The organism is Humitalea rosea, from assembly GCF_003253705.1.
Classification (GTDB): domain Bacteria; phylum Pseudomonadota; class Alphaproteobacteria; order Acetobacterales; family Acetobacteraceae; genus Humitalea; species Humitalea rosea.
Map to the genome: position 1 here is coordinate 132670 of NZ_QKYU01000008.1, position 17690 is coordinate 150359.

The following is a 17690-nucleotide window of genomic DNA, read 5'->3' on the forward strand; positions in this document are numbered from 1 at the left end:
CACCGAACCCGGACAGTAAAGCACCGGCGGCGCCGGCCCTGGATGAATTTTAGGCGGTCAGCCGCCGCAGCAGGCCCAGGAACATCACCTGCTCCTGCGGGGTCAGCGGGTCCAGCAGCGCATCATTGGCGCGCATGCCCTGGATGCGGGTTTCCTCCAGCAAAGCGCGGCCCTCCTCGGTCGCGCTGAGGACGATGGTGCGGCGGTCCATGGGATCGGTCGTCGCCGCGACCAGGCCGCGATCGCGCAGCCGCTGCACCACGCCCTTGGTCGTGGCGGAATCCAGCGCGACCTCTCGGCCCAGCCGATTCTGCGTGGTGCTGCCGCACTCGGCCAGGGTCAGCAGGGTCGCGAATTGCGCGGGCGTCAGGCTGCCGGGCCCGCCGAGCGCCAGGAACAGCGCCGCATGGCGCTGATGCGCCCGCCGCAGCAGATGCCCCGCCGAACCGTCGAGACTGTAGCCAACCATGCCTGTCCTGACCGTATCCGTCACGCGGCGAACCTCCCACCAACTCCGTATTGCGTCTGGCGCGTACCTCCCATATGCAATGCAGATAACGATGGCGCAACGTCGCCATCAACGGGAGGGTTACTGGAATGGTCGAGTTCAAGGCTCCAAGCCGTCGCGGTCTTTTGGCGGGCGCCGCCGCCGCAACCGGCACGGTGGTGTTGGCAACCCCCAATGTCAGCCGCGCCCAGACGGTGACGCTGCGCTTCCAGTCCACCTGGCCCCAGCGCGATATCTTCCATGAATTCGCCCAGGACTATGTCACCCGCGTGAACGCCATGGCCGGCGGGCGGCTGCGGCTGGAGCTGCTGGCCGCCGGTGCCGTGGTCGGCGCCTTCCAGCTGATGGATGCGGTCTCGGCCGGCACGCTGGATGGCGGGCATGGCGTCGCGGCCTATTGGTTCGGCAAGAACAAGGCCTTCAGCCTGTTCGGCACCACACCGCCCTGGTTCGGCAATGCCCATCAGCTGCTCGGCTGGTTCTACTACGGCGGTGGCGAGGCGCTGTACAAGGAGCTGGTCAACACCACGCTGAACCTCAATGCCGTGGGCTTCCTCTCCGGGCCGATGCCGACGCAGCCGCTCGGCTGGTTCAAGGAGCCGATCACCAGCCCCGAGCAGATGCGCGGGCTGAAATACCGCACCGTCGGTCTGGCCGCCGACCTCTTGGCCGAGATGGGGGCGGCGGTGGTCTCCCTCCCCGGCGGCGAGATCGTGCCGGCCCTGGAACGCGGCGTGATCGACGGGGCGGAGTTCAACAACCCCTCCTCGGACCGCGTGCTCGGCTTCCCGGACGTTGCCAAGAACTACATGATCCAGAGCTACCACCAGGCCGTGGAATGCTTCGAGATCCTGTTCAACAAGCCGAAGTTCGACGCGCTGCCGACGGAGTTGCAGGCGGTGATCCGGCATTCGGCGGAAGCGGCCTCGGCCGACATGTCGTGGAAGCTGCAGGACCGCTACTCCAAGGACCTGCTGGCGATGGCGCAGACCCAGTCGGTCAATGTGCGCGCGACGCCCCGCCCGGTGCTGGATGCGCAGCTTGCCGCCTGGGACCGGGTGATCACCCGGATGGAGGGCGACACCAGCACGCCCGCCAATGGCCCGCTGTTCAAGAAGATCTGCGACAGCCAGCGCGACTGGTGCGCCCGCGTCGGCAACTTCTTCCTGCGCTACGAGGTCAGCCCCGTGGTGTCCTACAACCACTTCTTCGCCCGCCGCTGATCGGGCCGTGAACCATGCGGGCCGGCCGGGCATCCCGCGCCGGCCCTTTTTCGCCTGACCGGAGGGAGGGTTGCCTTGGGCGTCACCGATAGCCTCGTCGCCATCGTCCTTGCCGTGGCGGTCGCGATCGCCTTGATCATCGGCATCGTGTTTTCCGACCATCCGCGGGTGAAGGCGGTGCTGCTCGGCATCGACCAGCTCTCGACCCATGTCGGGCAGTTCTTCGCCTGGACGATCCTGCTGCTGACCGGCGTCGTGGTCTATGAGGTCACCGCGCGCTACGTGTTCCGCGCGCCGACGACCTGGGGCTACGACGTCTCCTACATGCTCTACGGCACGCTGTTCATGATGGCGGGCGCCTATGCGCTGTCGCGCAACGGGCATGTGCGCGGGGATTTCGTGTATCGGATGCTGTCGCCGCGCCGGCAGGCGGGGCTGGACCTGCTGCTCTACATCATCTTCTTCTTCCCCGGGATCTTCGCGCTGATGATCGCGGGCTGGCATTTCTTCGCGCTCTCCTACGCGCAGAACGAACGCAGCATGTTCAGCCCCTCCGGCCCGGTGATCTGGCCGTTCAAGGGGCTGATCCCGATCGTCGGTTTCCTGATGCTGCTGCAAGGCATCGTGGAGGCGGTGCGCTGCGTGCAGGTGCTGCGCCACGGCGCCTGGCCGCAGCGGCTGTCGGATGTGCAGGAGCTGGAACAACTGCTGCTCGCCGCGGCCGAAAGGGAGGGGGCCGAGGCCCTGGCGCAGGAAATGGCAAACAAGCGATGAGCGATCCCGCCCTCGGCCTGACCATGCTCGGGCTGTTCCTGTTCTTCATCATGCTCGGCTTCCCGATCGCCTTCACCTTGATGGCGATGGGGGTGTTCTTCGGCTACCTCGGGATGGGGGACCGCATCTTCGACCTGCTGGTGCAGCGCACCTATGCGGTCATGGCCAATGACGTGCTGCTATCGGTGCCGCTGTTCGTGCTGATGGGCTACATCATCGAACGCGCGAACATCCTCGACCGGCTGTTCAGATCCTTGCAGATGGCATCGGGCAACATCCCCGGCAGCCTCGCGGTCGCGACCCTCGTCACCTGCGCGCTGTTCGCGACCGCGACGGGCATCGTCGGCGCGGTGGTGACGCTGATGGGGCTGCTCGCCTTCCCGGCGATGCTGCGCGCGGGCTATGACGTGAAGCTCGCCTCGGGCGTGGTCGCGGCCGGTGGCTGCCTCGGCATCCTGATCCCGCCCTCGATCATGCTGATCCTGTATGGCGCGACGGCGGGCGTGTCGGTGGTGCAGCTCTACGCCGCCGCCTTCATCCCCGGCGTGCTGCTGGCCAGCCTGTACATCGGCTATGTCATCGTGCTGGCGATCGTCAAACCCTCGGTCGCGCCCAAGCTGCCGCCGGAGGAGGTGAACATCCCCTTCCGCATGATCCTGCTGAATCTCGCGACCTCCTTCTTCCCGCTGCTGTCGCTGATCCTTCTGGTGCTGGGCTCGATCCTGCTGGGCCTCGCGACCCCCTCCGAGGCGGCGGCGATGGGCAGCCTCGGCTCCATCATCCTGGCCCTCGCCTACCGCGCCTTCAGTTGGGAGAAGCTGCGCGAGTCGGTCTATCTGACCGCGCGGACCTCGGCGATGGTCTGCTGGCTGTTCGTCGGCAGCTACATCTTCTCCTCGGTGTTCGGCTATCTCGGCGGCCAGCAGGTGGTGGAGAATTTCGTCACCTCGCTGCCGCTGAACACCTTCACCTTCATGCTGCTGGCGCAGGCGATCATCTTCGTGCTCGGCTGGCCGCTGGAATGGACCGAGATCATCGTGATCTTCGTGCCCATCTTCCTGCCGATGCTGGATGATTTCGGCGTCTCGCCGCTGTTCTTCGGCGTGCTGGTGGCGCTGAACCTGCAAACCTCCTTCCTGTCGCCGCCGGTCGCGATGGCGGCCTTCTACCTCAAGGGCGTGGCGCCGAAGCATGTGCGTCTGGAGGATATCTTCGCCGGCTGCATGCCCTTCATCTACATCGTCATCTTCACCATGCTGATGGTCTATGTCTTCCCCGGCATCGTGACCTGGCTGCCCGATGCGCTCTACGGGAACGATCCCAATGCGGCGCCGGTGATCCAGATGCAGGGCCCGCCGCCGGGCGGCTTCCAGGAAGACGAGATCATGCTGCCGCCGATCCGATGAGCGACCGCGCAACCGAGGCCGCGCGCTGGCTGGCCGAGGCCTGGACCAGCGGCAACCCGCTCGCCGCCTTGCCCGCCGGCATGGCCCCGCGTGATGCCGCGGAGGGCGAGGATGTGGCGGCCGCCTTGCTCGACGCGCTGGGCCAGCCGCCGGTCGGGCTGCGGATCGCGCCGGATGGGCTGGTCGGGCCGCTCACGGCGGGGCGTCTGGTGGCGGCCGGCACGCCCGTGGCCCTCTCGGGGCTGCGGCATGCGCGAGTGACGGCGGCGGTGGCGGCGGTGCTGGCTGAGCCGTTGGGCGCCGGGCTGCCGCTCGGCGCGGAGCCGGCCCGGTTCTCGGCGCTGCATCCGGCGCTGGATGTCGCGGCCTCCCGCTTCTCCGGCCCCGGGGCCGATCCGGCCGCCGTCACCGCCGATCTGGCGGGTCTGGGCCTGGTGCTGATCGGGCGCGGCCGCGCGGTCCTGCCCGGAACCGAAGCCGTGGCCCTGGCCGAAGGGCGACAACGCCCCCGGGGCCAGCCCGTGGATCTGGCGGCGCGGCTGGAGGCAGCGGCGGCCGAGGCGCGGGCGCGGGGCGGGCTGCCGGCGGGGGCGGTGCTGCTGGTCGCGGGGCTGTCGGCGGCGGTGGTGCCGGTCCGGGGCGCGCGTTGGACGGCGGTGGTGGGCGCGTTGGGGCGGGCGGGGGCGGGGTTCGTCTAACCCGGCCCCGCCGGCGGCACCGAGACGCCCTCCCCCCGCGCCCCCATCCGCGCCACCGCCTCCACCAGCGCAAGCTGCTGCGGCAGGCACACCCGGCGCAGATCGTAGCGTTCCACCACCGTCCGCCGCGCCGCCTCCCGCAGCGGGCGCAGCGCCGCCGGATCGGCCAGCATCGCCGCCAATCCGCGCGCGATCGCCTCGGGGTCGAAGAACTCCACCAGGCGGCCGTTCACCCCCTCCTCCACCACCTCCAGCACCGGCGCGGTCGCGGAGGCGAGCAGGGGCACGCCGCAGGCCATGGCATCCAGCATCGACCACGACAAAACGAAGGGATAGGTCAGATACAGATGCGCCGCCGTCACCCGGAACAGCGCCAGCAGGGCGGGATAGGGCACCCGGCCGATGAAATGCACCCGCGAGAGGTCGATCTGCCCCTCCAGCTCCTTCAGCAGCAGCGCCTTCCAGGTCCCGCCCTCCGGCGGCGGGCGGCTGTAGGAGACGCTGTCCGCACGGCCGTCGTGTCGGGGCTGATCCCCAAGATGATCGGGATCGTCGTGGCGGTCGGGGTGAATACGGTGACGTTCGCCGTCACCGGCCGCAGGAGGGCGATCGCGGCGGCCACGGCATTGATCAGCGGCGTGCCGGCCAGTGCCCCGCCGGCCGCCAGGATCCCGACGCCGACGGTGCCCGCCCCCGCCCAGAGCGGGACGCACCAGGCGCTGCCGACGCCCGGCACGGCCAGAGCCCAGGCGCGGTAATCCGCCGCCGCGCCGCCCGCCGGCGGCGCCTGCCGGCGGGCCATCAGGCGCGCGCGCAGATCCTCGTCGCCCTCCGCATCCGCGCCGGCCCCGAGGCCGTCCGTGGTGGCGCTGGGCAGGATGCTGGGCACCGGGGCGATCAGGGCCAGGGCAGCGCCCGCCGCGGTATTGCCCGCGGCACCAGCAACGCGCGCGGTGACCGTGACCGTGGCGGTGCCGCCGCCCGCGATCGTGGCGTCGGCATCGGCGACAAAGCGCGCGTCGTCGGATCGGCGGAACTCGGTGCCGGCTGGCAGCACGGCGCCGGCGGTGCCGGTCAGCGTGACCGGACCCGAGGCCGTGACCGCGGGCTTGCGCGTGATGCCCATGATGGCGGCACGGCGCACGAGCTCCTCCGCCTCGGCCGTGTCATCCAGGATCTGCTTCGTGGCCCAGGCGATGTGCCCGTGCAGCTCGTGGCTGGCGATCGCGACGCCGCGCACGATCGCCGTCTCGGGCGACCGCCGCAGCCGCGCATCCGCGCCCGGCAGCGCGACGGCGACCTCGGCCGCCATGCGGTCGCGGATCTCGGCGGGGGTGGGGCGGAGCCAGGGCATCAGACCACCGCCCTGAAGCTCTCGACGCCGGCGACGCCGGGGCGCGCGATCGCGATGCCCAGCACCAGGCGGCCGCCCGCGTCGTAGCTGGCGGCGATATCGACCGTGTCGGCCAGCCCGTCCTCGCGCAGCCAGGCCAGCGCCTCGGCCGCGTAATCCTCGGCACGGCGCAGCGTTTCGGCCAGCCGCTTGGCGCGGGCCAGCAGCCACAGCCGCGATCCCCAGCGATCGCCATCATCGCCAAGCGCATCGCCGACCCAGCCGCGCCGATCGGCGGTGCCATCGGGGATCTCGTCATCGGACCGCGCGCGGCGATCGCAGAACAGGCTGATCAGGACGCAGGTCGCCAGGCCGTCCTCCTCGGCCAGGCCACCGCCAGCGGTGCGCAGCAGCTCGCCGCCGGCCTTGGCGTTGTCCCAGCCGAGGGCGATCATGCCGGCTCATCCGTCTGGGCGGCGCCCGACTGCACGCCGCCGTGGCGGTGATGGATCAGGCTGATGCCGTCCGCGGTCACGTCGCCGGTGCATTCCAGCAGCGGTGCCTCGACGCGCACCCGCTCCTCGGCCCGCAGGATGATCTCCCGGCCTTCGACCAGGATGCTGCGATCGTTCTTGAGGGTGATGCTGACGCCGGCCTGGTCGTTGTAGAGCCGCACCTCGCCCGGCTGCAGATCGGTGGGCCGGAAGCGCGGATCGTCCACGGCGATGGCGATGGGATGGTCGCGGTTGCCGCCGACGCAGATGACGACACACTGCGCGCCCGGCAGCGGCACGGCCGACAAGCCGTAGGGCTGCATCCGCTCGACCGCATCGCGCGTCTCACCGGCCAGCATCGTCACCTGCAGCTGCTGGATGCCCTCGGCATCGGCGACGGCACGCAGCACGCCCCGGCTCACCGCCAGCATGATGCGGCGTTGCAGCGGGGCCAAAGCGCGGGCGAAATCGGCGGGTGTCATGGGGTGCTCGGCGTTGGGGGCGGTGTCACGGGGCGCCAGGGATCGTTGCTGCCCGCGGCCCGGGATTGCACCCCATCGGACAAGGGGCTGCTGGTGCCACGCCTGCCCTTGGGGGCCTCGGCGATCAGCGCGTAGGCATCGGGCAAGGTGCATTCCAACACCGTCGTGGATCCCTGATCGCCGAGGACGAAGTTGACGCTGGCGATCAGCAGCTCCTCCTCGATATCCAGGAAGGCGTCCGCGACCTGCACGCGGGTGTTCGGCGCCCAGAGCTTGCCGGTGCCGCCGCGCCAGCCGGGCACGGTGTACTCGACACGCCGCGCCTTGCCGGCCGCGACCCGCACCGCCCATTCCGCCCGCTGCTGGAAGGTCGGGCCGTCGCCCGCGGCCTCGGCGATGATGACCTGCGGGCGCCACCTGGTGAGGGCGGGATCGGCGGCGCGCCCCTCGCCGCGCTGGCGGCCCTGCGGCGCCGTGCGCGGGGTGTCCTGCCCTGGTGCGATGGTCCAGGGGCCGGTGCTGCCGGCCGGCCGCGTGTATTGCAGCCCATCGGATGCCGTGCTCGCGCCGGCGTCCTGTCCGCGCACGACCACGATGTTGTGGCGTCCCGAGGCGTCGAAGGTGCCGCTGGCGGAGAGCACGTTGCCATCCGGGCCGCCCAGCACGATGGCACCGGCCGCGGCCCCGCCGGCGCCGGCGCGCGTCAGCAGCAGCGTCCCGAGGCCGTTGCCGGTCGCGAGCACCGCGCGCTGGCGGCAGGCGCGCTCGATCGCCTCCCAGGCCGCCTCGCCGGGCTGGAGCGCGAACTTGTCGAAGACGCGGCCGACGTTGGTTTCGGCGCGCACCGCGATGCCGAAGGGGCGCGCCAGCCGCGCCACCAGCTCCGTCAGGCCCAGGTTGCGGAACTCATGCGGCCCATCCACGACGGCCGCCCCATCCACCAGGTCGGCGGTGCGTTCCCGGCCGGCGATGGTGACGGCGTGCGTGCTGTCGTCGTAATCGGCGCCGACGCTGTCGATGAAGCCCTCGACCACCGCATCGCCCTGCAGCAGCAACTTGAAGGCCGCGCCCGGGCGCAGGCGGCGCGGCTCCTCGCTGCGGCTCCATCGCTCGGTCAGATCCAGATCGATCTTGGCGGCGCCGCACTCGATCGAGTGCGACACCTTGACCGTCTTCCAGCCGCGATGGATGCGGCCGTCGACCAGCAGCTCGGCCAGGGCGCCGGAGGCAAAGCCGCTCATCCCCGCACCGCTTCCAGCGGCACGCCGGCCGGCACGAAGCCCGGGTGCCGCACCCGGTTGCGCGCGACCAGGTCCTCGCCCCGCGCAAAGACGGTGCCGAGCGCATCGCCATCCAGCCGATAGGCCACGAGCGAGGCGGGCAGCGGCGCCGGCAGGATGATGGTCACCAAATCCGGCAGCGACGCAGCGCGGGCATTCAGATCCGCGATCACCGCCGCGCGCAGATCCAGCGTGCCGCGCCAGGTGTCATCGAGCCCGATCGCCGCCGCCGCCTCGGCCGCGGCTTCCAGCACGTCGGCCAGGCGGTCGCGCATCGCCACGGCCTCGGCGCTGCTGGTCCAGGCGATCTCGGTGGCGGCGCGGGCGGCCTCGGCGGCCGCGGTGACCCGCAGCACGACGGACAGCGCCTGGGCGGTGTTGGCCGTCTGGATCTGGGTCGGGGTGGCGCGCGCGGTCGGGACCGGGATGGCGGTGCCGGTGGCCAGGCGCAGCAGCGCCTCGGTGACGGGACCCGGCGCTGGCACGGCGGGCGGGTCCTCGCCGGCGATCGCGGCGCCACCACCGGCCTCATGCGCGATGGCGCGCGGCACGTCGGCGATGCGCGCCGAAACGGTGGCGGTGTCGCGGGCCTCGGTCGCGGTCAGGCCGGCCAGCGCGGCCAGCGCCCGGGCGGTGGCGGTGCCGGCGAGGGCGCCCGACAGGCCGGCGCCGAACAGGATCGAGGTGGCGGCCGAGACCAGCCCGCCGGCCAGGCCGAGCACGGTGCCGATGACGCCGTCGACGGCGCCGACCAGCGACCGCAGCCGGCCGACGGCATCCCGCACGGTGGCCACCGCATCGTTGATCCAGCCCAGCACGGCGCCGATGCCGTCCACGGCGATGATCGGCAGCGGGCGGCTGCCGAAGCGCTCGACCTTGAAGCTGATGCGGGCGATCCGGCCCTCATTGGCCGAAAGCCGCACGCGCAGATCGAGGACGACGACGTCCATCTCGCCGTACCAGGGGTGCACCAGGCGGGCGGGACCGGCGGCGCCGGCGGCGGTGCGGAAGGCTTCGGCCTGGGCGACGACGTCGTCGCCGATCAGCACCCCATCCACGCCGAATGTCTGCACCCTCGGCCCGAGGTCCTCGTGCCACGGCTCGTCGCGCAGGGGGAATTCATGGGTGATCCAGCGCCGCGCGGTGGTGTCCTCGCCATCCGAGACCCAAAACCCCTCGCCGCGCAGCGAGGCGGGGCGCAGCGCGCGCTCCAGGAAGCCGCCGCCGACCGCGCCGGTGCCGATGACGCCGGCCAAAAAGCCGCTCATGGCGTCACCAGCGACGGGCCGCGGTCCCACCGCATCTGGGTCGGATCGTTCGGCCGGCCGCTGACGCCGACCCGCCCATCCTCGACCTGGATGCGCAGGGTGCCGCCGGTGTCGACGCGGACCGGCTCGCGCGCGGCCCCGGCGGGCGGCGGGGGCACGCCACCGCCGGCAGTGGCGGGCGGCGGCGGCAGGCCGCCCGGGGCCGTCCCGGCGGGCGCGCCATCCTCCTCGTCGAAGCCCTCGATCCGCTGCGCGCCCCGCGCGCGGCCGCGCCGCCCGACCTGGCCAAGGGCCGGTTCCTGGCCCGGGGCGGCGGCCGGGGTGTCGCGGCCGAAGAATTCGGCGGCGGAGCGGAGCGCGTCGACAATCGGGCGGATGCGCCCCCAGGCGGTGTCCAACGCGTCGGCGACGCCACCCCAGAGGCCACTGAAGAACGCCGCAAGCGGCTCCCAGGCGGCCCTGAGCGGCGCCACCGCATCGCGCAGCCAGTCGATCACCGGCAGGATGCGTCGCCAGGCGCCATCCAGCGCATCGGCGACGCCGCCCCAGAGCCCGGTGAAGAACGTCTCAAGCGGCTCCCAGGCGGCTCTGAGCGGCTCCACGGCGTCGCGCAGCCAGTCGAGCACCGACCGGATGCGCTCCATGGTCCAGGTGAAGGCGGCGCCGATGCCGTCCAGGATGGTGGTCAGGCCGCTGCCGAGCCTGTCCCAGGCCGCCCGCGCCAGCCGGGCCGCGCCCGCGAAGGCGCCGTCCACGATGGCGGAGATCTCCGCCATCTGGGGTTCCAGGCCGCTGCGGAACCGCGTCCACAGCCCGGCCGACCAGGCGACCAGCCCATCCCAATTGGCGTAGATGGCGGCCGCCGCGCCGGCGATCAGCGCGACCGCGCCGAGGAACCAGCCCAGGGGCGTCGTGAGCAGCGCCGCGCCCAGCAGCACGACGGCGCCGGTCAGCGAGGCCAGGGCGGCGAGGATCGGCCCGCCGGCCACCACGGCGAAGACGGCGATCGCCGTCTCGATGCCACCGAACCTGGTGACGATCGGGCGGATGATGTCGCTGACGGTCTCGAAGGCATTGCCGAGGCGGGTCAGCAGTGGCGGCGTTTCATCCGTGCCCGTGACCAGGTCGCGCAGCCCGCGCACCACGCCGGACAGCACCTCGGAGATCTGCGTCGCCCAGCGGGTGAGCGAGCCGTCCGCTTCCAACCGGCCGAGCCAGGCCAACAGGTCGCTCAACTGCTGCTTCATCAGGTCGAAGAAGCCGGCGTTGCCGACCAGCAGCCCGAAGCGCGCCCAGGCGTCCGACAGATTCGACAACTGGCCATCCCAGCTGGTGGCGAGCTGCGCCATGCCGCCGCCATACATCTGGCCCAGCGCATCGCCGATGCGACGCGACAGCAGCGCCCGGTTGGTCTTGTCGACGCTGGCCCGCATCTCCTGGCCGTTCGCCTGCCAGTTGAGCGTGATCCGGTCGCCCTCGGTCCGGGCCATGATCCCGAATCGCTCAAGGGGGTCCATCTCGCCGCGCAGCGCGGCACTGAAGGCTGTCGTCACATCGGCCAGCGAGGTGGAGCGGATCGCGGCCGCATCGCCGAGCTGGCGCAGCAGCCCCGTGGTGGGGTCGATGCCCATGGTGCGGAGCGAGACGAAGGCCTGGGTCGCCTCGCCGAGCTCGAAGGGCGTGGTGCGGGCGAAGTCGGACACCCAGGCCAGCGCCTGCTCGGCCGCTGCCTGGCTGCCCATCACCGTCTGCAGGGTCAGCTGGTATCGCTCGAAACTGGCCGCGACGCCGATGATGTTGCGGTTGACCGCCGCCCCGGCCGCGATGCCGAGGCCGGCGCCGATCGCGGCCGTGCGCGCCGCGAGCCCCGCGATCGCCGAGGTCGCCTCCCGCGCCCGGGTCGGCGATCCGCGGTCGGCCAGCACCGTCAGCTGCGGGCTGTTGCGCCCCGCCCCGAAGGTGGTCAGGGCCGAGAACGTACCCGAGAGCGCTGCCCAGCCATGGGCGTCGCGCATCGCCAGCGGCCCGAAGTCGCCGGCGAGCTTGGCCTCCAGCGCCACCAGGTTCGGCGCGTCGGTCCAGGGCGTGACGAAGTCCGTGAACCAGGTGTCGCCGATGGCATCGAGCGCCGTCTGCACGGTCGGGTTGGTAACGCCACCGGCCATGGGCACGATCGTCAGCGTGATGCCGGCCGGCAGCGCCTCCCCCGGGTAGAAACTGTGCCGAACGTCGATGGAATTGCCGCAGGTGCCCTTGTGCTTTGCCGTCAGCGTCACGGCGGCGGACAGCACGGAGGCGGTCAGGGGCAGGTCGAGCGAGGCGGCGATCGCGGCCGACACCGCGGTCGCGACCGCGGCCGCGGTGTCGCCCGTCGTCACCCCGACCTCGACCCGCCGGCCACCGACCAACAGGGGGATGGTGCCCGGCGCTGTGGCGGTGCCGACGGCGGTGACGGTGCCGGTGGCGGCCACGCCGGCGACGGCGTCCACCATCGGGATCGCCCAGACCTCGGTGGTCAGCGTGTTGCCGAACCAGGCCGCGAACAGGTGCGCCAGCATCGAACCCCGACCGAAGGCGGTGCGGGCCATGGTCGCCGAGGTGATCTGGATCGGCACATTCGCGGCCGCGGTGCCGGTGCTCAGCATCTGGCCGAGCAGCATCACCCGCGCCGGCCATTTGGTCAGGCCCCGGATGGCGCGCGTGTTGGAGATCTCGACATAGGTGCCGGGCACCCGGATCGAGAGCGGGATCGCGTTGAAGCTGACCGAGGCGGACATGGCGCTACTCCTTGCGGCGGGCGGTGGCGGGGGCCCGCGCGCTCGAAGGCCGCGCCGAACAGGTTCTCGCAGCTACGGATCTCGATCACGCCGGCGGCCGTCTCGGGCGCCCAGGCTTCGAGCGCGGCGGCGGCCACCACCGCCATCTCATAGCCGCCGATCACGGCATCATCGCCGCGCCGGCGGGCGCGATCGCCCGAGGCGTTCTGCGCCACCAGGTAGACCCCAAAGGCGCCGGTGACGCAGCGCCGGGGCCGCTCCCGCCGCTTCCAGCCGAGGAAGGAGACGTAGACGCCGGGCGCGACCGAGAGGATGCGCGCGAGCTCGTCGGCATCGATCTTCGCGGGGCGGGAGGCGATCTCCTTCACGCGTCCCTGGAAGGCTTGGGCCAGGCGCGCGATCACGGCGTCCTCGATCGCGACGATCATCGGAACCCGCGATAGGCATCGAGGTCACATTCCGACAGGCCGGCGATGCGGGGCTGCGACAGCACGCCATCGGCCGCGGCCGGGCCCGGCGTCTGCGCATCGAGGCCGAGATCCGCGCGGCTGGCGGCGATGTCGCGCAGCAGCGCGATGGCGGCGTCGCGTTCGGCCTTGACCTGGTCGGTGGCCTGGCGATTGCCACCGAGGTGCAGGGTGTAGCGGGCGATGGCGCAGACGATCTGCACCAGCAGCGGCGGCACGAAGGCCAGCGGCATGGCGTAGCGCGACCGCAGGTAGCCGTCCGCGAGATCGGAGGCATCGGCCATCGCGCGATTCAATCGCAGCGGGTCAGGCGCGCCATCGGCGGTGGGGGCGAGCTGCACCAGCTCCTCCTCCCCAAACCGATCCACCATCTCGGCGATGTCCGCATAGGCCATGCTCAGGGCTTCGCCTTGGCTGCGGCCTTGGCCTTGGCCTTCGCGGGGGTGGCGGCTTTGGACGCCGCCACCCCCGGCTCCGGCGTCGGAGCAGGCGGCACCGGGGCGCCGGCTTGGATCTCGGCACCCTCCTGCGCGGGGGCATCTGGGTTCGGCGGCGGCACGGGCGCGATCTCCAGATCGGCACCCTCCTGCGCGGGGGCATCAGGGGTCGGCGACAGCATGGACGCGGCCTCCGGCTCGGCGAGTTTGGCCACGCCCATGCGGACCAACAGCACGACGTCCGCCGCCGTGGCGTCGAAGCTGCTGCCGGGCGGCACCAGGCCGTCCGGCGTCATCGTCGGGCTGATCGCGCGCAGGCGCATCAGTCGGCGGCCGTGGTGATCAGGTAGCCGGCGGAGACGCCGGCGAGCACCGGAGCACGCTCATAGGTGACACCGCAGACCCAGCTCTTGGTGCCGTTGTCCCAATAGGCCGGCTCGACCATCGGATGGCCGCGCATGGTGTAGGTGTAGCCGTAGGACGGCACCTCGGCGCCCATCGCCCCGATCGCCGAATAGGCGAGGATCGCATCCGTGCCCCAGATGTCGGCGAAGGCGTCATCCGCGCCGGAGGCAAAGACCCCCTTGCCGACCACCACGCGATCGACGTTCCACAACGCCGCCAGCATCTCCTCGGTGATGCTGGCGGCCGTGGTGTAGCGGAACCGGTTGAGCAGGATCGGGTTGTTGCGGGCGGCGGCGAAGGCCTTGGCCGACAGCAGCGCCACATTCGGATAGACGCCGACCGCGGCCCGGATTGCCTCGCGCCCCGTCTCGATCGTCACGCTGGGATCCACCGTCGCGGTGCTCCAGCGCGCGCCGCCCGCGAGCGTGACCTTGTTGCTGGCGGCGTAGCTGGCGGCCGTGCGGGCCATCACCGCCTGCTGATATTCCAGCCCCGTGCGCAGCTGGCCCATCACGGTGTTCACCGCGCGGGTGCCGAGATCGATGCCGGGCGAACGCGAGGCATCGCGCATCCATTCGCGCGGCACCTTGGCGCCGAGGCTATCCTGCAGCAGCGCGTAGGGCGCGCCGAGGTAGCCGAAATCGACCAGCTTGGTCGCGCCGCCCGGTGCGCGGCGGGCGTTGACGAGCCGGAAGGCTTCCTTGCCGAATTCCAGGATCTGGCCGCCGGAGAGGTCGACCGGGACCTCGGGGAACAGCACCGAACCGACGAGGTTGGACTGGGTGTAGCCGCGCGCGACCGTCGTCAGGACGGGATCGACAACACGGACCTGCGAGAGGCTCATGGACATGTTCAGGGATGCGCCGCGACTTCTCGCAGATGGTGACGTCGTTGCTGGCCAGCGTCGCGAGCAGCCGGCGCTGATAGCCCAGCAGCACGCCGGAGCCGGAGCCCGCCGGCATGCCGAAGGCCCTGGCCTCGGCACGGTGCCGGATCCATTCAGCCGCGCTGATCGGCGGCAGCGCGTCAGGCATGGACGCCGAGGATGCGGTTCTTGATCGTCTCGATCAGGGTCGCCGACAGCCCGCCCTCCTGGCCGGCGGTGACGGCCTGCGCCGCCGCGGCCTTCCGGGCCGCCTCGGACGCGCGCTTCTCGATGCGCTCTACAAAGTCTGCGTTGTGGCGCGAGGCCTTGGTCAGCCGCTCCACCGCCTCGGCGAAGAGCGCCGCGCCTTTCGGGTTTTGCAGATGCAGGGCGACCGCGCGGCCGCCCTCGTCATCGGGATCCTCGGCCGAGGCCAGCGCGTCATTCAGGAATGAATGCAGGAGCTCGATGTTGAGCCGTGCCATCTGGTCGCCGGGCGTGTCGCCCAGTTGACGCGCCAGCCCCTCGGCCATCGACCGGGACCGGCGCAGCCGCTCGCCCAGCCGCGCCATGCCCTTGATGTGGCGGCCGAGGGCGGAGCGCGAGACGTCCACCTCCAGCGATTTCAGGTGCTCCAGGATTTCGTCCAGCGTGCGCCCCTGCTCGCGCAGCTTGGCGATGGCGGCGCGGATCGGGGCGCCCAGGCGGTCGATGGAGGATGGGCGGGCGGCCATGTGGCCGCTACCGCGGCTGCGGCCGGGCGACGCCGGGATGTGGCGCGCCCTGCGCCACGGCCGCACCATCTGCCGTCAGGGTCGCGATCCACAGCTCGCCGGAAGCGGCCGCCAGCTTCTCGACCCGCAGCAGCCGCTGCTCTTCCAGCCAGGCGAGATCGGCGCGGATCAGGTCGCGCTTGATGACGCCGTGCCCGAAGCTGGCCAGGACGCTGCGCAGCGTGTCCTCGTTCAGGCTGTAGTCGTGGTCTTCCTGTAGCGCGCGGAGGACGACGCAGCGGCGATCCTGGGCCAGGATTTCGGCGAGGCTGGTCATCGTGCCGCCTTCCCGATCTGATGCTCGACCAACAACGTGGTCATATGCTCGACCCTCCCGACCGCGCTGGAGACGGCGCGCACCTGCTCCCCCACCACGGCGACACCACGCTCCGTATCGGCGACCCGGGCGGAGAGCACGCGGAGATCCTCGTCGCGTGGCAGGCTGGCGATGCTGGCCTCGACGGCCGTCAGACGATCCGCCTGGCCGCTGACAGTGGCGGCCAGCGGCTTGATCTGACTCGCCACCATGCTGAGCGTCTGCTGCCGCAGCATCCACAGCCCGGCGCCGCCGAGCAGCGCCAGCACGGCGAGCAGCAGCGGCTGGCTGCGGAGGACGGTTTCAAGCATGCGGTTTTTCCTCCGCCGGTTTCGGCGCGGGCGGGCGGACCATCGCGCGGATGCGCGCGATGGCGTCGGCCCGCTGGGCCTCGGCCAGGTCGGCCGCGCGATCGCCGTCGTCGGCCATCACAGGGGCGCGGTTACAGCGGCGGCCGACCGCGCCAAGGGCTCAAGCATCGGCGCCAGTCGCGCCTCCGCCATCTTGTGCAACCCGTCGGCCGAGACGCCCAGGCGCTTCAACGCATCAGGCACGCGCTCGGTGACATAGGCCGAGGCCTCCTTTGCCGCCTCCGCCGGGGTTATGAGGCCGGCGCGGGCCCGGGCAGCGGTCGCGGCCGCTTGCACGCCCACCTCCAGCGCCTGCAGCAGGTAGCCACGCACGCGGTCATCCGCCGCCAGCTTCAGGGCATCGGCCCAGCGCAGCACCAGCGGGCCGGCCATGGCCAAGGCCATCATGGCGAGGACCTGGATCATCACGTCCAGAAACGGTGCGAGGGTGTTCATGCGCGAAGCTCCAAGGGCTCGATGGCGTCGGACCAGGCAATGACGCCCAGCCGCGCCATGCGGCGCGACCAGCCCAGCCCGAAGGTTCCGGAGTTTGGCTGGCGCGCCAGGAACACGGTGCGCAGCGCGGTCAGCTCGACATAGACCTGGGCCGCCCCGCGATTGGCGGCGGCTGCCAGCGTCCGGGGCCCGATCTGGCCATCCTGCACGGCGCCACAGGCGGCCTGCAGCCACCGCGCGGTGCGGCGATGTTCCGGCAGACGCTCGAACCACGCCCATTCATCGCCCTCCCGGGCCTCGGCCGAGGGCGTCATGGCGATTTCCGGCGTCAGCGAACCGGTCAAGAGCTTGGCCTGCACTTCGATCGGCAGGGCTGACAGGTGGATTTCCGCCCCGCCGCCGCGCCCGACACGCCGGCGCCAGAGCCGCCCCTCGGCCTCGGGCCGCAACCAGCCGCAGCGATGGGCGCGGGCCAGCATGCCGCGGGGTGTGTCGGGCAAATATGGCAGGCCGAGGCCCGCCAGTTCCGCCGCCGTGAACCATTCACCGGCATCGGCAAGCGGCGGCGCGGGGCTGACGAGGGACAGGCTCACTTGCCGCCGATCCGGCGTGCCAGCGCCTTGCGCCGGCGGCGCAGCTCGCCCTCGCGCTCTCGCAGCTCGGCCATTTCGATATCCGCGAGGTAGCGCCGTTCGATCACCGCGAAGCCGAAGGGGGCCGCCAGCGCTTCCAGCAGCCGCCGGTCACCGGTCGCGTGCAACAGCGCCAGCAGGCGCGGGGCGCTGATATGGTGCTCGGCCCGGCCCTGGCTGGCATAGGCGTCCAGCATGTGCAGGCTGACCTCGGCGCCGATGTAGTCGCTCATCCGCCGCGCAACTTCTCTGCGGGTCAGCGGGCAGGCCTTCAGCGTGGCGGCAACCGCACGGGCCACGCGCCCGGCAGCCGTGCCGGCCCGGATGTCAGCCTCGGGGAAGGCAAACGCCGCCTGCGACGGCTCCCACCCCAGCAGATCGGGTTGCATGGCCGCGCGGGACATGGTTCAGGCGCGGCTCCGGCGGGCCGAAGGCCACTGGCCCCCGGCCCGCCGCGCCGCCACCATCGCGCTTGTCCTTCCCGGGACAGCAAACGCGATGGAGAGAGCAGTGAGTGATAGACCGCCGAGAGACTTGGAGGCCGGCGTAGGCTTGGCCGCCTTCGTGCTGCTGGAAATGCTTATCCTGCGCTTGGTAGCCGCCGGCGCCCTTGCGGCCGAAGACAGGACCCGCCTCATACGGGAGGCGATGGATCTGCTGGCACCGATTGAGCCATCAACGTCGGGGATGGGCGATCCAGCAAAGGCGCATCGTGCTCTAAAGGGCCTGCTGTGACCTGGCTGGAA

Annotated in this window: 24 protein-coding genes; 5 read left to right on the plus strand and 19 right to left on the minus strand. The window is 71.7% G+C overall.

The window, feature by feature from the left end:
- Positions 1–49: 49 nt before the first annotated feature.
- On the minus strand, positions 50–493 hold the full coding sequence (locus C8P66_RS08735; protein ID WP_245903338.1) for a MarR family winged helix-turn-helix transcriptional regulator: 444 nt from the start codon (positions 491–493) through the stop codon (positions 50–52).
- 104 nt (positions 494–597) lie between these two features.
- On the opposite strand from C8P66_RS08735, the gene C8P66_RS08740 reads away from it, so the two are divergent.
- The 4 genes from C8P66_RS08740 (at position 598) to C8P66_RS08755 (ending at position 4609) form a co-directional block, all read left to right on the plus strand.
- A complete protein-coding gene (locus C8P66_RS08740; RefSeq protein ID WP_111397862.1) occupies positions 598–1731 on the plus strand; it encodes a TRAP transporter substrate-binding protein in 1134 nt (377 codons plus the stop codon).
- A 75-nt stretch (positions 1732–1806) separates the two neighbouring features.
- Positions 1807–2505, plus strand: coding sequence for a TRAP transporter small permease subunit (locus C8P66_RS08745; RefSeq protein WP_245903340.1), 699 nt, complete (start codon positions 1807–1809; stop codon positions 2503–2505).
- Entirely contained in the window at positions 2502–3911 is a 1410-nt protein-coding gene (locus C8P66_RS08750) for a TRAP transporter large permease (protein WP_111397863.1), read from the plus strand. The genes C8P66_RS08745 and C8P66_RS08750 overlap by 4 nt, the downstream gene beginning before the upstream one ends.
- Positions 3908–4609, plus strand: coding sequence for a hypothetical protein (locus C8P66_RS08755; RefSeq protein WP_111397864.1), 702 nt, complete (start codon positions 3908–3910; stop codon positions 4607–4609). The genes C8P66_RS08750 and C8P66_RS08755 overlap by 4 nt, the downstream gene beginning before the upstream one ends.
- Here the strand turns inward: C8P66_RS08755 and C8P66_RS24095 are convergent.
- The 18 genes from C8P66_RS24095 to C8P66_RS08830 form a co-directional block, all read right to left on the minus strand.
- Complete coding sequence (locus tag C8P66_RS24095; protein WP_281271340.1) at positions 4606–5064, minus strand: glycosyltransferase; 459 nt, start codon at positions 5062–5064, stop codon at positions 4606–4608. The genes C8P66_RS08755 and C8P66_RS24095 overlap by 4 nt on opposite strands.
- Positions 5055–5963, minus strand: a complete 909-nt coding sequence (locus C8P66_RS24100; RefSeq protein ID WP_211314084.1) for a baseplate J/gp47 family protein — start codon at positions 5961–5963, stop codon at positions 5055–5057. Before C8P66_RS24100 ends, C8P66_RS24095 begins: the two co-directional genes overlap by 10 nt.
- Entirely contained in the window at positions 5963–6397 is a 435-nt protein-coding gene (locus C8P66_RS08765) for a phage GP46 family protein (RefSeq protein WP_111397866.1), read from the minus strand. The genes C8P66_RS24100 and C8P66_RS08765 overlap by 1 nt, the downstream gene beginning before the upstream one ends.
- Entirely contained in the window at positions 6394–6918 is a 525-nt protein-coding gene (locus C8P66_RS23800) for a phage baseplate assembly protein V (protein WP_158537164.1), read from the minus strand. Before C8P66_RS23800 ends, C8P66_RS08765 begins: the two co-directional genes overlap by 4 nt.
- Positions 6915–8159 carry a phage baseplate assembly protein gene (locus tag C8P66_RS23805; RefSeq protein ID WP_158537165.1) on the minus strand — a complete coding sequence of 415 codons (1245 nt, stop codon included), beginning with the start codon at positions 8157–8159 and terminating at the stop codon, positions 6915–6917. The genes C8P66_RS23800 and C8P66_RS23805 overlap by 4 nt, the downstream gene beginning before the upstream one ends.
- Positions 8156–9466 (minus strand): DNA circularization protein, encoded by a 1311-nt coding sequence (locus tag C8P66_RS08775; protein WP_111397868.1) that lies wholly within the window; start codon positions 9464–9466, stop codon positions 8156–8158. The genes C8P66_RS23805 and C8P66_RS08775 overlap by 4 nt, the downstream gene beginning before the upstream one ends.
- On the minus strand, positions 9463–12243 hold the full coding sequence (locus tag C8P66_RS08780) for a tape measure protein (RefSeq protein ID WP_111397869.1): 2781 nt from the start codon (positions 12241–12243) through the stop codon (positions 9463–9465). Before C8P66_RS08780 ends, C8P66_RS08775 begins: the two co-directional genes overlap by 4 nt.
- Complete coding sequence (locus C8P66_RS08785) at positions 12147–12671, minus strand: phage protein Gp37 (RefSeq protein WP_111397870.1); 525 nt, start codon at positions 12669–12671, stop codon at positions 12147–12149. The genes C8P66_RS08780 and C8P66_RS08785 overlap by 97 nt, the downstream gene beginning before the upstream one ends.
- Positions 12668–13105, minus strand: a complete 438-nt coding sequence (locus tag C8P66_RS08790) for a gp436 family protein (protein WP_111397871.1) — start codon at positions 13103–13105, stop codon at positions 12668–12670. Before C8P66_RS08790 ends, C8P66_RS08785 begins: the two co-directional genes overlap by 4 nt.
- Before the next feature lie 2 nt (positions 13106–13107).
- Positions 13108–13470: a hypothetical protein gene (locus C8P66_RS23810; protein WP_158537166.1), complete on the minus strand. Its 363-nt coding sequence runs from the start codon at positions 13468–13470 to the stop codon at positions 13108–13110.
- Positions 13470–14396, minus strand: a complete 927-nt coding sequence (locus tag C8P66_RS08800) for a major capsid protein (RefSeq protein ID WP_245903342.1) — start codon at positions 14394–14396, stop codon at positions 13470–13472. Before C8P66_RS08800 ends, C8P66_RS23810 begins: the two co-directional genes overlap by 1 nt.
- Before the next feature lie 182 nt (positions 14397–14578).
- A complete protein-coding gene (locus C8P66_RS08805) occupies positions 14579–15151 on the minus strand; it encodes a phage protein Gp27 family protein (protein ID WP_158537167.1) in 573 nt (190 codons plus the stop codon).
- A 7-nt stretch (positions 15152–15158) separates the two neighbouring features.
- Complete coding sequence (locus C8P66_RS08810) at positions 15159–15467, minus strand: VpaChn25_0724 family phage protein (RefSeq protein WP_111397874.1); 309 nt, start codon at positions 15465–15467, stop codon at positions 15159–15161.
- Positions 15464–15817: a DUF2730 family protein gene (locus C8P66_RS08815; protein ID WP_111397875.1), complete on the minus strand. Its 354-nt coding sequence runs from the start codon at positions 15815–15817 to the stop codon at positions 15464–15466. The genes C8P66_RS08810 and C8P66_RS08815 overlap by 4 nt, the downstream gene beginning before the upstream one ends.
- Entirely contained in the window at positions 15810–15935 is a 126-nt protein-coding gene (locus C8P66_RS24690; protein WP_281271339.1) for a hypothetical protein, read from the minus strand. The genes C8P66_RS08815 and C8P66_RS24690 overlap by 8 nt, the downstream gene beginning before the upstream one ends.
- Positions 15935–16312, minus strand: coding sequence for a hypothetical protein (locus C8P66_RS08820; RefSeq protein ID WP_111397876.1), 378 nt, complete (start codon positions 16310–16312; stop codon positions 15935–15937). Before C8P66_RS08820 ends, C8P66_RS24690 begins: the two co-directional genes overlap by 1 nt.
- Positions 16309–16905, minus strand: a complete 597-nt coding sequence (locus tag C8P66_RS08825; RefSeq protein WP_111397877.1) for a lysozyme family protein — start codon at positions 16903–16905, stop codon at positions 16309–16311. Before C8P66_RS08825 ends, C8P66_RS08820 begins: the two co-directional genes overlap by 4 nt.
- On the minus strand, positions 16902–17333 hold the full coding sequence (locus C8P66_RS08830) for a phage regulatory CII family protein (protein WP_245903344.1): 432 nt from the start codon (positions 17331–17333) through the stop codon (positions 16902–16904). Before C8P66_RS08830 ends, C8P66_RS08825 begins: the two co-directional genes overlap by 4 nt.
- A 163-nt stretch (positions 17334–17496) precedes the next feature.
- On the opposite strand from C8P66_RS08830, the gene C8P66_RS08835 reads away from it, so the two are divergent.
- Positions 17497–17679: a hypothetical protein gene (locus C8P66_RS08835; protein WP_146422776.1), complete on the plus strand. Its 183-nt coding sequence runs from the start codon at positions 17497–17499 to the stop codon at positions 17677–17679.
- Positions 17680–17690 lie beyond the last annotated feature (11 nt).